We start from the raw sequence: 13612 nt of genomic DNA, 5'->3' as shown, positions 1-13612 counted from the left end.
TCAGTCGGACACTGGCGCGATCGCCTTCAGATAGGCGGCGATCGCCGTGCGGTCCTCGTCGGGCAGCCTGGCGAGGTTCTGCTGCACCTCGACCATCGCCCCGCCGACCGAGTCGAACTCCGGCGTGAAGCCGCTGGTCAGATACTCGACGATGTCGCTCTGCGACCAGGCGCTGATCTCGCTGCCGCCCGGCGTGATATTCGGCACCCGCCCCTTGCCTTCCGGGTTCGGTGCGCCGCCGAGCCAGTGCGTCAGATCGAGCCCGCCGGCGCCGGCGAGGGTGCGCGGCGTATGGCACTGGCCGCAATGGCCCGGCCCTTCGACGAGATACTGGCCGGCCTTGACAGCGCTCGAGGCGTCCGCCGGCAACGCGGCGATCGGACCCGGCCCGTCCATGAAGGCGCGCTTCCAGAGCCCCAGCCCGCGCCGGATGTTGAACGGGAAGGCGAGCTCGTTGTCGGGCGCCCTGCCCCCGACGGGCGGCAGCGTCTTCAGGTAGGCGAAAAGATCGGCGATGTCGCCCGGCCGCATGTGCGCGTAGGAGGTGTAGGGAAAGGCGGGGTAAAGATGTCGCCCCTCCGGGTCCACCCCGCGCTGCATGGCGTTGGCGAAGTCGGCAAGGCTCCACGCGCCGATCCCGTCCTTCGGGTCCGGCGAGATGTTCGGCGCGTGAAAGGTGCCGAAGTCGGTGACCAGCGGATCGCCGCCGGTGAGTTTCAGCCGGTCATCGCCCTTCGCGCTCGACGGCGCGTGGCAGGAGACGCAGCCGCCGGCCCAGAACAGTCGCTCGCCGCGCGCGGCGTCGCCCGAGCCTTCTGCCGGAAGCGCCGCGGCGTCGAGCCGCTGCGGCGCGCTGAGCAGCCAGAAGGCGCCGGCCGTGATCACGACCAGCGCGAGAAGCCCGATGAGCCCGCGCTTCAGCATCGCAGGTCACCGATCGTCAGAAGGGGCGGCATCCGAGATCCGATCCGGCCGCGGGCGAACCCTCAGCGCTCGACGCGGAAGTCCTGGTGGCAGCCCTTGCAGTTCTGCGCCACCATGCCGAAGGCCTGCTTGAAGGCGTCGACGTCCTGGGGCTTCTTGGCCATTGCCGCCTCGGTGTCCGACTGGAACTTCGCAAGCGCCGCCTTGAAGGCGTCCGGCTTGTCCCAGATCGCCGGCGCGGCCTCGGTCTTGCCGCCGGTCTTGCTGTCCTCGGGGAAATAGTCGCCGAACTTCACCGCCGTCTCGTGCAGGGTGGCGAACACCTCGTCCGCCTTGGCGGGATCATAGGCGACGTCGCCCTTGATCATCTGCGCCGCCGTCTTGGCGGCGCGGCCGTTGTCCTTCATCAGCTGCTGGCGGGCCGAAATGGCATCGAGGTTCTGCGCGAGCGCGGGTGCGAAGCTGCAGGCGACGGCAAGCGCGGCGACGAGGAAGCGGGAACGGGACGCGGGCATTCGGAAGTCTCCATGCTCGTGCCGAGAGGTCACCCGACCTCGCCGGCTGGCGCGGCACTTGAACCCGGCTGCGGCGCCTGCGCAACGCCCAATCGTCGCGGCCGCCTCACGTTGGCTTGAACACGCTGTCAAAGAAAAGGCCCCGCGCGTCGCGCAGGGCCCCGTTCACTGATCGGGGCGAGTGACCGTCAGCCGACAGCCTTCTCGTACATCTCCAGCACATGATCCCAGTTGATCAGGCTGTCGACGAAGGCCTCGAGGTACTTCGGCCGGGCGTTGCGGTAGTCGATGTAGTAGGAGTGCTCCCAGACGTCGACGCCGAGGATCGGCGAGGCGCCGTGCACCAGCGGGTTCTCGCCGTTCGGCGTCTTCATGATCTGGAGCTTGCCGTCCTTGACCGCGACCCAAGCCCAGCCGGAGCCGAACTGCGTCTTGCCGGCGTCGGTGAAGTCCGCACGGAACTTGTCGTAACCGCCGAGGTCGGAATCGAATGCCGTCTGCAGCTTGCCCGGGAGGCTCTTGCCGCCGCCATTCGGCTTCATCCACTGCCAGAAGTGGATGTGGTTGTAGTGCTGGCCGGCATTGTTGAAGAGGCCCTGGTTCTTGCCGAAGGACTGCTTCACCACCTCTTCCACCGGGAGGTCGCCCATGCCGGCGTCGGCCGCGAGCTTGTTGCCCGTCTCGACATAGGCGTTGTGGTGCTTGTCGTGATGGTACTCGAGGGTTTCCTTCGACATGTAGGGCTGCAGCGCGTCGTAGGCGTAAGGCAGCTCGGGCAGCGTGAAGGCCATGGTTCGTCTCCTTCTGGTCCTGAAATTCCGCTAGGGGCGAGCCCGCGGCCGGAACCCGGGCACCCGCTGGCGCGGTATGTAGTTCGAACGGGCGCGAAGGAAATGCAAGCCGCCCTTGCGGTCGCCGAGGGGTACGGCGTCGACGCGAAGCTCGCGCGGCCGCCGAAGGCCGCGCCTGTCGCATTCGACCGAGAAAGGATCAACGATGCGCCGCCTGTTGACCGCCATCCTGCTCGTCCTGCCGGGCGCCGCAAGCGCACAAGGCGCCTCGGTCGTGGACGAGGCGTTTTCCCGCGCCGGCTGCTACGCCCGCGTCTGGGACCGGTCCTGGCTGGTCGCCCATCCCGACCATGAGGCCGCCATGCTCGCGCTTGGTGCTGCCGCGGGTTCGACCGGAGGACCGGACCGCAATCTGAGGCTGACAATCCGCACCCGCGAGGGCGAGCGCTTCGACACTCCCGTCGCCTGCACGCCGAGCCCGGCCTTCGCCACGTGCGCCATTGCGGCGGGCGCCGGTCGCTTCACGCTCGGCGCGCTCGGCAGCGGACTTCGCCTGCAGCTGTCGGGGCCGCTGCGCGTCCAAGCGTCGGACGGCGCCATGCGGGACCTCGGCCTCACCGAGCCGCAGATCCACCTGCAGCCGGTGATCGCGGGCCTTTGCCGGTGAGGAACGCCCTCAGGCGTACTGTTCGGCAAGGCTGCGCGTGAGCGGGGTCGTCTCGTCGCCGGTGTGCCTGGTGGACTCCGGCTCGATCAGGAGGATCCAGCACTCCTCCTCGGCGACCGGATTGTGCCGCACGCCCTTCGGCACCGTCAGGAAGTCGCCTTCAGCGAGCTCGACGACGTGGTCCTCGAACTCGATCCGCATCCGCCCTCGGACGATGTAGAAGAGCTCGTCCTCGTCCTGATGCGCGTGCCAGACCAGTTCGCCCTTCACCTTGGCGACCTTCAGGAGCTGGTTGTTCACCCGGCCGACGATCTTTGGCGACCAGTGTTCGGTCACGCGCTCGAAGGCGGCGAAAAGGTTCTGTACCGGCAGCATCCCGTCCTCCGTCAGTTGCCAGCGCCGGCGCGGGCGCGGGCGAACCGCCAGTAGAGTTCGCGCGCCCGCTGGTACAGCGGCCCCGGCTGATACTCCCGCTCGTCGACCCGCGTCACCGGCACGACCTTGGAGTGGTTGCCGGTCGAGAAGACCTCGTCGGCTTCGAGGAAGTCGGCATGGGTCAGGCTCTTCTCGACCACCTCGGCGCCGTCCTCGCGCAGGAGCGCGATGACGCGCTGACGGGTGATGCCATTCAGGAAGGAGCCGTTCGGCACGGGCGTGAAGACCGCACCGTCCCTTGCCATGAAGACGTTGGAGGTGCCGGTCTCGGCGATGTTGCCGACGACGTCGCGCACCAGGGCGTTGTCGAAGCCGCGCGCGCGAGCCTCCATGATGGCGCGGGCGTTGTTGGGATAGAGGCAGCCCGCCTTGGCCAGCGTCGGCATGGTCTCGGGCGTCGGCCGGCGGAACGGCGAGAGCGCCAGCGAGAAGCCGGTGGCGGGGATCATCGGCGCCTCGTAGAGGCAGAGGAGGAAGCGGGTCGAGGCGGGATCGGCTGAGACGCCCATGTAGCCGCCGCTCTCGGCCCAGTACATCGGCCGGATGTAGACCGCCGTGTCGCCGTCGAACTTGCCGAGGCCCTCGTGCGTCAGTCGGGCGATCTCCGACGCCTCTAGCGTCGGCTGCAGGCCGAGGCCGGTGGCCGACCGGTTGACGCGCTCGCAGTGGCGGTCGAGATCGGGGGCGACACCCTCGAACCAGCGCGCGCCGTCGAACACGCTCGAGGCCATCCAGAAGCCGTGGGTGCGCGGACCGAACAGCGCCGGGTTGCCCTCCAGCCACTCACCGTCGACGAATGTCAGCGTGCGATCCTGCGCCATGCCGGCTCTCCTGTAGTCTGGAAGCGGCAGAGCTGCGGCCGCTGATTGGAAGCGGCAGCTTTAGAGCCTTTCGCCCGGCGATTGAAGGGCAACGCGGCGCGGATCACCCTGGCCCCCGGCCGCGGCCGCGTGGGGGCGCCTCCCAGGCGCCGAATCAGCAGCGCGTCCGCCGAGCGCTCGGCTCTTGCTCGGCTCTTGCGACCCGGGGGAGCGATCGCTCCGGCAAGCCGGACGAACACACACCGGGCACCCGTCGGGATCGTGGCGATCGTACGGCGCTTGCACCCCGCTTCGTCCTCGCCAGCACCCGGTGCCCGGTGCTCAGTGCTCAGTGCCCGATGAGGAGTGCCCGGCGGTGCCGCGGCTTCGGTCTGCGACCGTGCAGTCGTGGCGCAATCCTTCCAGCTGCCGTATACTGAGTCGTGTTCCGGCGGGCGTCTGCGTTCTGCCGCCTTGCCGTGCGACAGGAGAGGCCATGGCGATGACCTCGGATGCCCCTGCGTCGCTGCCCCTGAGACGCCGCCGCCTGCAGATCCGCCTCGGGCGATTGCTCCGCAGGCCGCCGCTGCTCGTCTATCTCGCCGGCTTCGCGCTCGTCGTGCTCCTCCCCGCCTTGATGTTCAGCGCGGTTCTGATCCTGCAATTCTCCCGCCAGCAGCAGTTGATTGCCGCGGCGCAAGTCGACGACACGGCGGAGATCGTGTCGAACGCGATCGACCGCGAGACCTTCGCGATGATCACCGCCGGGCGGGTTCTCGCCACTTCGCCGCTGCTCGACCAGGACGATCTCGAGACGTTCCACGAGCGCACGCTCGCCGCCCTGTCCAGCTCCAACACCTTCGCCGCGCTGGTCGACCCCAACCTCAACGTCGTGGTCAACACGCGCTCGGCCTTCCCCTCGCCGCTCGTGCCGCTGTCGCACACGGAGCAGGCCGAGAAGGTCTTCGCCACCGGACAGAGCCAGATCTCCGGCGTCTTCTACGGCAACAAGGCACGCGAACTCGTCTTCCACGTCGCGATCCCGGTCTTCCGGCAGGGCCGCGTGGTCTACGTCCTCGTCATCAACAAGACGACCGACTCGCTCGGCTCGGTGATCACCGACCAGAACCTGCCTTCGGCCTGGTCGGCCGTGGTGACCGACGCGACGGGCAAACGAATCTTCGCCGCGCTCGCCTCGAACGGCAAATATCAGAAGCAGCCGCAGGACGCGGCCTCCCAGACGACGGCCGACCAGCTCCTCGGCAACGCGTCGTCCGGCCGTCTCCTTGAAGCGAACTACGTCTCGCCGCTGACCGGGTGGACGACCACGGTCGCGGTGCCGCGCGCGGTCGTCGGGCAGGCGGTGCAGCGCTCCTGGCAGCTGCTCGCCACGGGCGGCATCCTTCTGATCGTCTTCTGCGTGGCGCTCGCGGTCTATGTCGGCAAGCGCATCGCGACGCCGATCCTGCGCCTCAAGGACCAGGCCGAGGCGATCGCCAAGGGCGAGCCGGCCCCGGCGATCAAGGCCGACATCGACGAGATCGGCGAAGTGTCGAAGGTGCTCGCGCAGGCTTCGCGCGAGCGGCTGGAGGCCGAGGAGCAGAACCGCTTCCTGATGCGCGAGATGACCCACCGCGCCAAGAACCAGTATGCCCTGATCGCCGCGATCGCCCGCCGGGCGGCCAAGGACAGTGCCGACACCAAGGAGTTCCTCGACACCCTGTCGCAGGCGCTCAACTCGCTGGCCCGCTCCGCCGACCTCCTGGCCGGCCACGAATGGGAGGGCGCCGCCCTCGCCGATCTGGTGGCGATGCAGCTCAACGCCTTCGGCGGTCGCCGCAACGAACAGGTGGTCATGTCCGGTCCGGCCCTGTGCATCAGCCCGGCCGCGGCGCAGACCATCGGCCTTGCCCTGCACGAGCTCGCCACCAACGCCGCCAAGTACGGCGCGCTGTCGGTGGAAGGCGGTCACGTGAGCGTGGAATGGTCGCTCGCGGAGAACTTCCGCCTCGTCTGGCGGGAGACGAACGGGCCGCCGGTGACGCCGCCCAAGCGGTCCGGCTTCGGGACGCTCGTCACCCAGCGGATGACCGCCCGGGGCCTCGGCGGCACGGTCGACATGGACTATGCGGCGAGCGGTGTCGTCTGGACGCTGACCGCACCGCTCGATGCGGTCGTGGCCGAAGCGGCGTGATCAAGATCGTCCCGCTGGCGCCGCTCTCAGGCGCTGCCGGCCGTGGCAGGCTGTTCCATCCGACACCGGCGCGTTCTAGGCTCGCGCTCGGGAGGAGATGCGGCCGGTGACAGACAGATCGGAAGACGTTCCCCTCGTCTCGGAGGCGGATTGGCGGGCGCTGGTGGAGCGCCAGTTGCATGGCGCGCCGTTCGAAACGCTGGAGACGCTTGCCGAGGATGGCTTCCGCTACGGGCCGATCCATGCCCGCCGGGGGGCGGAGCCCATCCTGCGGGAGGGCGCCGGTCGACCCTGGTCGGTCGTGCAGCGGGTGGACGACCCCGATCTTGGCCGCGCAACGCGCCAGGCAGACGACGACGTTAAGGGCGGCGCGACTGGCGTTGCCTTCTGCTTTGCCGGATCGCCGGCGGCGCGCGGCTTCGGAGTGCCGCTCGACGCCGACGCGCTCGCGCCGCTCATCCTGCACGACGCGGGCGACCGGGATGTCGCGCGGATCCGCCTCGAGCCGCACGCCGATCTCGCGGCCCTCGCGACCTTTGCCGGCCGTCTGACCCAGCTCGGCCGCCGAGGGGTGGATGTCGGTCTCGACCCCGTCGGCCCTCTTGCCGGAGTTGGACCGCGTCCGCACGATGCAGCCGACCTTGCGGCACGTTTTGCCGATGCGGTCCGGCAGGCCCATGAGGCCGGCGTCGTCGGGCGTTTGGTGGAGGCCGATGGACGCGTGTTCCACGATGCGGGCGCCACGCCGGCGCAGGAACTCGCGGCGGTCCTGGCGGTGGCGGTTCAAGCCCTGCGCACCCTCGATGGCGCCGGCATCACGGTCGGCGAGGCTGCCGACCGGCTGGGTCTGACCGTCGCCCTCGACCAGCGCGCCTTCATCGGAATTGCCAAGCTGCGCGCATTGCGCCTGCTCTGGGCCCGGCTGATGGAGCTTCTCGCCGGACCGGCGGCGCCGGCGCGCGTTCACGCCGAAACCTCGTTCCGCATGACCACGGTCCACGACGCGGAAACCGGGATCCTGCGCAACACGGTGGCCGCGTTCGCCGCAGGAGTCGGCGGCGCCGACAGCCTCACGGTCCTGCCGCACACGATCGCCGCCGGCCTGCCCGAAGCGAAGGCGCGTCGGCTCGCCCGCAATCTCCAGCTGCTGCTGATCGAGGAGAGCGGGCTGCACCACCTCGCCGACCCCGCGGCGGGCGCCGGCGGCCTCGAGGTCCTGACCGACCGCCTGTGCGAGGCGGCCTGGGCCGAACTGCAGCGGATCGAGGCGGAGGGCGGCATCCTGCGCAGCCTCGGCACCGGCCAACTTCAGACGCGCATCGCCGCCGCCGCGGCCGATCGGGAGGCGAAGATCGCCGCAGGCGAGGAGGTGATCGTCGGCATCAACCGCTATCGTGCGCCGAGCGAGGCTCCTGCCCCGGTCCTCACGATACGAGGCGACACGGAACAGGCTGCGACAGCAGTTCCGGGAGCTCTGACGCCGCGGCGGCTGGAAGCCAGGGCCGGAAGCGCCGCATGACGCTCCTCGATCTCAGCCGCATCGCCTGGCAGCGGCCCGCGCTCCCGCCCCGGGATGGCGGCGCGTCGCAGCCCGCTTCCGGCACCGCGGACCGCGCCGGGCTGCCCGAGCTCGACACCTGGCCGGGCCTGCCGCCATTCCTGCGCGGGCCCTACCCGACGATGTACGTCCAGAAGCCGTGGACGATCCGGCAATATGCGGGCTTCTCGACGGCGGAGGACTCGAACGCCTTCTATCGCCGCAACCTCGCGGCCGGGCAGAAGGGCCTGTCGGTCGCCTTCGACCTCGCCACCCATCGCGGCTACGATTCGGATCATCCGCGGGTTGCAGGCGACGTCGGCATGGCCGGCGTCGCGATCGATTCCATCCTCGACATGCGCCAGCTCTTCGACGGCATTCCGCTCGGCGAGATGAGCGTGTCGATGACGATGAACGGCGCCGTCCTGCCGGTGCTTGCGCTCTACGTCGTCGCAGCCGAGGAGCAGGGCGTGCCGCAGGCCGCCCTCACCGGGACCATCCAGAACGACATCCTCAAGGAGTTCATGGTCCGCAACACCTACATCTACCCGCCGGCGGCCTCGATGCGGATCGTCTCCGACATCTTCGCCCACACCTCGCGCGAAATGCCGCGCTACAACTCGATCTCGATCTCCGGCTATCACATGCAGGAGGCCGGAGCGACGGCCGACCTTGAACTCGCCTACACCCTCGCCGACGGGCTCGATTACGTGCGGGCGGGCGTCGCAGCGGGCCTCGATGTCGACCGTTTCGCGCCCCGGCTGTCCTTCTTCTGGGGCATCGGCATGCCGGTCTTCGCCGAGATCGCCAAGCTGCGGGCCGCGCGCCTCCTCTGGTCGCGCCTGATGCAGCGGCACTTCGCGCCGAAGGACCCGCGCTCCCTTGCGCTGCGCGCGCACTGCCAGACCTCAGGCTGGTCCCTGACCGCGCAGGACGTGATGAACAACGTCGTGCGCACCTGCGTCGAGGCGCTGGCGGCGACGCAGGGGCACACCCAGTCGCTCCACACCAACGCCTATGACGAGGCGCTGGCGCTGCCGAGCGAGGCCTCGGCCCGCATCGCCCGCAACACCCAGCTCGTCCTGGCGCTGGAAACGCAGACGACGGCCCTCATCGACCCCTGGGGCGGCTCGGCCCCTGTCGAGCGGCTGACGCACGACCTCGCGGCCGAGGCGATGGCGCACATCGACGAAGTCGAGGCGCTCGGCGGCATGGCCCGCGCCATCGAGGACGGCCTGCCGAAGCGGCGGATCGAGGCGGCGGCGGCGCGCACGCAGGCGCGCATCGATTCCGGCGAGCAGGCGGTGATCGGCGTCAACCGGCATTCACCGCAGGAGCCAGAACGCATCGACGTGCTGCGGATCGACAACGCCGACGTGCGCCGACGCCAGCTGGACAAGCTCGCCCGGCTGAAGGCCGAACGCGACCCCGCGCGCGTAGAGGCCTCCCTCGATGCGCTCACGGCCGCGGCCCGCGGCAGTGGCAATCTCCTCGCGCACGCGATCGAGGCGGCGCGTGCCCATGCCACCGTCGGCGAGATGTCGGCTGCGCTGGAGGCGGTCTTCGGCCGGCACGCCGCCGACACCAGGCCGGTCACCGGCGTCTATCTGAGCGAGGCGGGACCCATGCGCGACAGGGTGCTCGAGGTGCAGGCGCTGACGCGGAGCTTCGCCGAGGCCGAAGGACGTCGACCGCGCATCCTCGTCGCCAAGATGGGCCAGGACGGGCACGACCGCGGCCAGAAGGTGATCGCCTCCGCCTTTGCCGATCTCGGCTTCGACGTCGATGTCGGGCCGCTGTTCCAGACCCCCGAGGAGGCGGCCCGGCAGGCGATGGAGAACGACGTCCACGTCGTCGGCGTCTCCTCGCTCGCCGCCGGGCACCTGACGCTGGTGCCGCAGCTGATCGAGGCGCTTGCGGCCGAAGGACGCGGCGACGCGATGGTGGTCGTCGGCGGCGTCGTGCCGCCGCAGGACTTCGAGGCGCTGCGCCGGGCCGGCGTCGCCGCGATCTACCCGCCCGGAACGGTCATCGCCGAGGCCGCCGTGTCGCTCCTCGCCGAGCTCTCGGCACGGCTCGGACACGCCTACGCGTAGCGCTCAGCGCCATAGCGGCGCACGGCCGGCTTTCCGAGCGCGGCGCGATCGGCTAGAGGCTTGCCCGGCTCCTCGGGCCGCCCGTCCTCCTCAGCCCCAGCGGGGCGTCCCGGAGATCGCTGATGATCATCGTCTACCGCCATGCGGCCGGCCGGACCTATGCCGAGAAGGCGACGCCGCAGAACGTTCCCACCGACGCGATCTGGATCGATCTCCTCGATCCCTCCGCCGAAGAGGAGCGCGCGGTGGAGGCAGCCTGCGGACTGGAGGTGCCGACCCGCGAGGAGATGCGCGAGATCGAGGCGTCGAGCCGCCTCTACTCCGAGGGCAATGCCGACTTCATGACGGCGTCGATCGTCTATGGCCTCGAGAAGGGGATGCCGTCCTTCGCGCCCGTCACCTTCATTCTCGATGGCGTGCGGCTGATCACGCTCCGCTACACCGAGCCGAAGTCCTTCGTCCTCTATGCCTCCAAGCTCTGCAAGGCGTCGCCGCAGGAGCCCGGGCAGGCGCCGGATCTTTCCACCGCCGGCGAAGCGAACGCGGCGATCCGCAAGATCGTCGAGAAGGCGCCCTCGGGCGACTCGATCATGATCGGACTGATCGAGACGGTGATCGACCGGCTCGCCGACATGCTGGAGATGATCGCCGCCGATCTCGACCAGATCGGCACCGACATCTTCGCCGCCTCGAAGAACCGCAAGCCGACCGGGACGGCCGAATTCAAGGAAATCCTGGCCCGCATCGGCGCCGCCGGCGACTTCCACTCGCGCGCTCGCGAGAGCCTGGCGACGCTCGACCGCCTCCTGCCCTTCCTGCAGATGGCGCTCGACCGCCACAAGCCGGGCAAGGACACCAAGGCGCGGGTGAAGGCGATGGCGCGCGACATCCATTCGCTCAACGACTTCGTCGCCTTCCTGTCGCAGAAGACGAACTTCCTGCTCGACACGACCGTCGGGATGATCTCGATCGAGCAGAACGCGATCATCAAGATCTTCTCGGTGGCCGCCGTCGGGTTCATGCCGCCGACCCTCGTGGCGTCGATCTACGGCATGAACTTCAAGCACATGCCCGAGCTGAGCTGGCCCCTCGGCTACCCGATGGCGATCGGGTTGATGATCCTCTCGGCCGTGCTGCCGCTGGTCTATTTCCGCCACAAGAAGTGGCTGTAGGGCGGCAGCGCGTCGCGCTCGTCCCTCACACCGCCGCCGGCCGAGCCCGCAGCGCCACCGCCACGAGGAAGCCGACACCGGCCGCGAGTCCGCCGACGAGGAACACGCTGCCATAGCCGGCCCGGTCGGCAAGGAGACCCGCCAGTGGCCCGGTCAGACCATAGGCGAGATCCTGAAACGCCGAGAAGCCGCCGAGCGCCGTGCCGCGCAGATGCGGCTCGACGAGGCCGACCACTTCGCGTCCCATCGCCGGAAAGATCATCGAGCAGCCGAGGCCGGTGAGGAAGGCGCCGGTGAGCGCCGCGACCGGGTGCGGAACGCCCCAGATCAGGAATTGGCCGACCGTCTCCACCGCCAGCGAGCCGATCGCCACCGGCAGGCCGCCGATCCGGTCGGGCAGGTGGCCGAAGAGGACTCGCATGAGCACGAAGCCGGCGCCGAAGGCGGTCAGCCCGAGCCCGACATGGCTCCAGTCCCGCGCGATGAAGTAGAGCGCGAAGAAGGCGCCGATGGCGGCGAAGCCGATGCCCTGCAGGCAGATGACGAGGCCGTGCGGCCAGATCCGCCCGATCACCGCCCAGAACGGCGGACGGATCGCGGCGGGCTGCGGTGGCACGCCGGCAAGACCTGCGATCGCCATCAGGCCGAGGCCGGGAAGCACGGCCGCCGCGAGCATCGCGCCGACGAAGCCGACCTGGTCGAGGAGAAGGAGGCCGAGCGGTCCGCCGACGCCGAGGGCGCCGTAGAGCGCGGCCCCGACGAGGGCGAGCACCCGGCCCGAGCGGGCCGGACCGACGAGCCCGATGCCCCAGCCGATGACGCCGACGGCGACGAGGCTCTCGCCGACCCCGATCACCAGCCGCCCGGCAAGGAGGATCAGGAAGGCGGGGAGCGGCGGCAGCGCCGCAATGCCCGCGAGCGCCGAGGCGAACGCGCCGGCGACGTAGAAGCCGAGACCTGCGGAGACCGCGGTCCTCGCGCCGAGCCGGTCGGTGATGCCGCCGGCTCGACCGCGGCTGACGATGGTCGACAGGAATGCGATGCCGACCGCGAGCCCCGCGGCGACATTGCCGAAGCCGAGCCGGCCGGTGACGAAGACCGGCACGATCGGCAGCGCCATCGCGACGCAGAGATAGGATACGAAGAGAATGAGGATCAGAAGGTAGAGGCGGGCCGAGGTCGGGCCGCCCTTGTCCTGGGACGCCATGAAGGATCTCCTGGCTGATCCCGCCGGACGAAGCGCAAAAAAAGACGCACTCCGACCGGCAGGGTCGTGAAGTGCGTTGCATGACGTTAGACGCTTACGGTCAGCAGGGCTGACGGCGGTGCGTTAGGCCGCGGCGCCCGGGGTGTCAAGCCGGTGCCCGCGCCTCGCGAGGCTCGCGGCAGCGCACGACTTGCGGCTATCCTGCCGCAGGCGGAATCGTCCGCCCCGCCGGCCCTCGACGAACGCAGGAGCCCGATGCCAGAGCTCGACCTCGCAGACCTTGCCGGACGGATTTTTGCCGGTGAGCGTGCGGCCCTCGCTCGGGGGATCACCCTCGTCGAGTCGACGCGCCAAGATCACCGCCGCGCGGCGGCCGCCCTGCTGGAGCGGCTCGTCGCCTCTTCCGAAGCCGCGCTGCGCATCGGCGTTTCGGGCGTACCCGGCGTCGGCAAGTCGACCTTCATCGAGCGCTTCGGCTCGATGCTCACCGGCGCAGGGCGCCGCGTCGCCGTGCTCGCCGTCGATCCGAGTTCGGCCCGCAGCGGCGGCTCCATCCTCGGCGACAAGACGCGCATGGCGCATCTCGCGGCCGACCCGAATGCCTTCGTCCGCCCCTCTCCGACCAGCGGCACGCTGGGCGGCGTCGCCGGCCGCACGCGCGAGACGATCCGTCTGTGCGAGGCCGCCGGCTACGATGTCGTCATCGTCGAGACCGTCGGTGTCGGCCAGTCCGAAACCGCCGTCGCCGAGATGACCGACCTGTTCCTCCTGCTGATGCTGGCGGGCGGCGGCGATCAGTTGCAGGGGCTGAAGAAGGGCGTCCTGGAGCTCGCCGACATCGTCGCCGTCAACAAGGCAGACGGGGAGAACGTCGCGCGCGCCGGGACCGCGGCGGCCGAGCTTGCCGGAGCCTTCCGGATCCTTGGCGGCGAGAGCGCGCGCGTGCCGGTGCGCTGTGTATCCGGCCTGACGGGCACGGGCCTGCCGGAGCTATGGCGCGAGATCGAGGAACAGCGCGACGCGAGGACGGAGGGCGGCGCCTTCGAGGCACGCCGACGGGCGCAGGACGTCCGCTGGCTGCACGCCCTGCTGGAGGAAGGCCTCCGACGCCGCTTCCTCGCCGACCCCACCCTGCGCGCGGCGCTGTCGCAGGCCGAGCAGGACATCGCTGCAGGTTCCCGCTCCGCCCCGGCGGCGGCGGAGGCGCTGCTGCGCAGCGACGACGACTCCAGTCCCTCGTCGTGACCCTGACGAAGGGCAGAGGGCCCACGCCT

The 13612-nt window shown here is 70.0% G+C and carries 12 protein-coding genes; 6 read left to right on the top strand and 6 right to left on the bottom strand.

The window, feature by feature from the left end; genetic code table 11:
- The 3 genes from NPA30_RS01535 to NPA30_RS01525 form a co-directional block, all read right to left on the bottom strand.
- On the bottom strand, positions 1-924 hold the full coding sequence (locus NPA30_RS01535; protein WP_256800567.1) for a cytochrome c: 924 nt from the start codon (positions 922-924) through the stop codon (positions 1-3).
- Positions 925-986: 62 nt separating this feature from the next.
- Positions 987-1439 (bottom strand): c-type cytochrome, encoded by a 453-nt coding sequence (locus NPA30_RS01530; protein WP_256800566.1) that lies wholly within the window; start codon positions 1437-1439, stop codon positions 987-989.
- 188 nt (positions 1440-1627) lie between these two features.
- Entirely contained in the window at positions 1628-2230 is a 603-nt protein-coding gene (locus NPA30_RS01525; RefSeq protein ID WP_256800565.1) for a superoxide dismutase, read from the bottom strand.
- A gap of 205 nt (positions 2231-2435) precedes the next feature.
- Here NPA30_RS01525 and NPA30_RS01520 point away from each other — a divergent pair, with 205 nt between their 5' ends.
- Positions 2436-2897: a hypothetical protein gene (locus tag NPA30_RS01520; protein WP_256800564.1), complete on the top strand. Its 462-nt coding sequence runs from the start codon at positions 2436-2438 to the stop codon at positions 2895-2897.
- A gap of 9 nt (positions 2898-2906) precedes the next feature.
- On the opposite strand, the gene NPA30_RS01515 is transcribed toward NPA30_RS01520, so the two are convergent.
- Together NPA30_RS01515 and NPA30_RS01510 are read right to left on the bottom strand one after the other, a co-directional pair.
- Positions 2907-3272: a cupin domain-containing protein gene (locus tag NPA30_RS01515; RefSeq protein WP_256800562.1), complete on the bottom strand. Its 366-nt coding sequence runs from the start codon at positions 3270-3272 to the stop codon at positions 2907-2909.
- 11 nt (positions 3273-3283) lie between these two features.
- Positions 3284-4153, bottom strand: coding sequence for a branched-chain amino acid aminotransferase (locus tag NPA30_RS01510; protein WP_256800561.1), 870 nt, complete (start codon positions 4151-4153; stop codon positions 3284-3286).
- A 475-nt stretch (positions 4154-4628) separates the two neighbouring features.
- Between NPA30_RS01510 and NPA30_RS01505 the strand changes: the two genes are divergently transcribed.
- From NPA30_RS01505 to NPA30_RS01490, 4 genes are all read left to right on the top strand, one after another.
- The gene (locus tag NPA30_RS01505) at positions 4629-6326 is read left to right on the top strand and encodes a sensor histidine kinase (protein ID WP_256800560.1); all 1698 of its coding nucleotides are present in this window, start codon (positions 4629-4631) and stop codon (positions 6324-6326) included.
- A 106-nt stretch (positions 6327-6432) separates the two neighbouring features.
- The gene (locus NPA30_RS01500; protein ID WP_256800559.1) at positions 6433-7845 is read left to right on the top strand and encodes a methylmalonyl-CoA mutase family protein; all 1413 of its coding nucleotides are present in this window, start codon (positions 6433-6435) and stop codon (positions 7843-7845) included.
- Complete coding sequence (gene scpA, locus NPA30_RS01495) at positions 7842-9959, top strand: methylmalonyl-CoA mutase (RefSeq protein WP_256800558.1); 2118 nt, start codon at positions 7842-7844, stop codon at positions 9957-9959. Before NPA30_RS01500 ends, scpA begins: the two co-directional genes overlap by 4 nt.
- A gap of 122 nt (positions 9960-10081) precedes the next feature.
- Positions 10082-11131, top strand: a complete 1050-nt coding sequence (locus NPA30_RS01490) for a magnesium transporter CorA family protein (protein WP_256800557.1) — start codon at positions 10082-10084, stop codon at positions 11129-11131.
- Positions 11132-11156: 25 nt separating this feature from the next.
- On the opposite strand, the gene NPA30_RS01485 is transcribed toward NPA30_RS01490, so the two are convergent.
- A complete protein-coding gene (locus tag NPA30_RS01485) occupies positions 11157-12338 on the bottom strand; it encodes an MFS transporter (protein WP_256800556.1) in 1182 nt (393 codons plus the stop codon).
- Positions 12339-12593: 255 nt separating this feature from the next.
- Here NPA30_RS01485 and meaB point away from each other — a divergent pair, with 255 nt between their 5' ends.
- Positions 12594-13583: a methylmalonyl Co-A mutase-associated GTPase MeaB gene (meaB, locus tag NPA30_RS01480; protein ID WP_256800555.1), complete on the top strand. Its 990-nt coding sequence runs from the start codon at positions 12594-12596 to the stop codon at positions 13581-13583.
- Positions 13584-13612 lie beyond the last annotated feature (29 nt).

The sequence above is a fragment of the Mangrovibrevibacter kandeliae genome (assembly GCF_024519155.1).
In the GTDB taxonomy this organism is placed as follows: domain Bacteria; phylum Pseudomonadota; class Alphaproteobacteria; order Rhizobiales; family Rhizobiaceae; genus Mangrovibrevibacter; species Mangrovibrevibacter kandeliae.
Note: the sequence above shows the minus strand (reverse complement) of the source record. Positions and strands in the feature narration are given on the sequence as shown.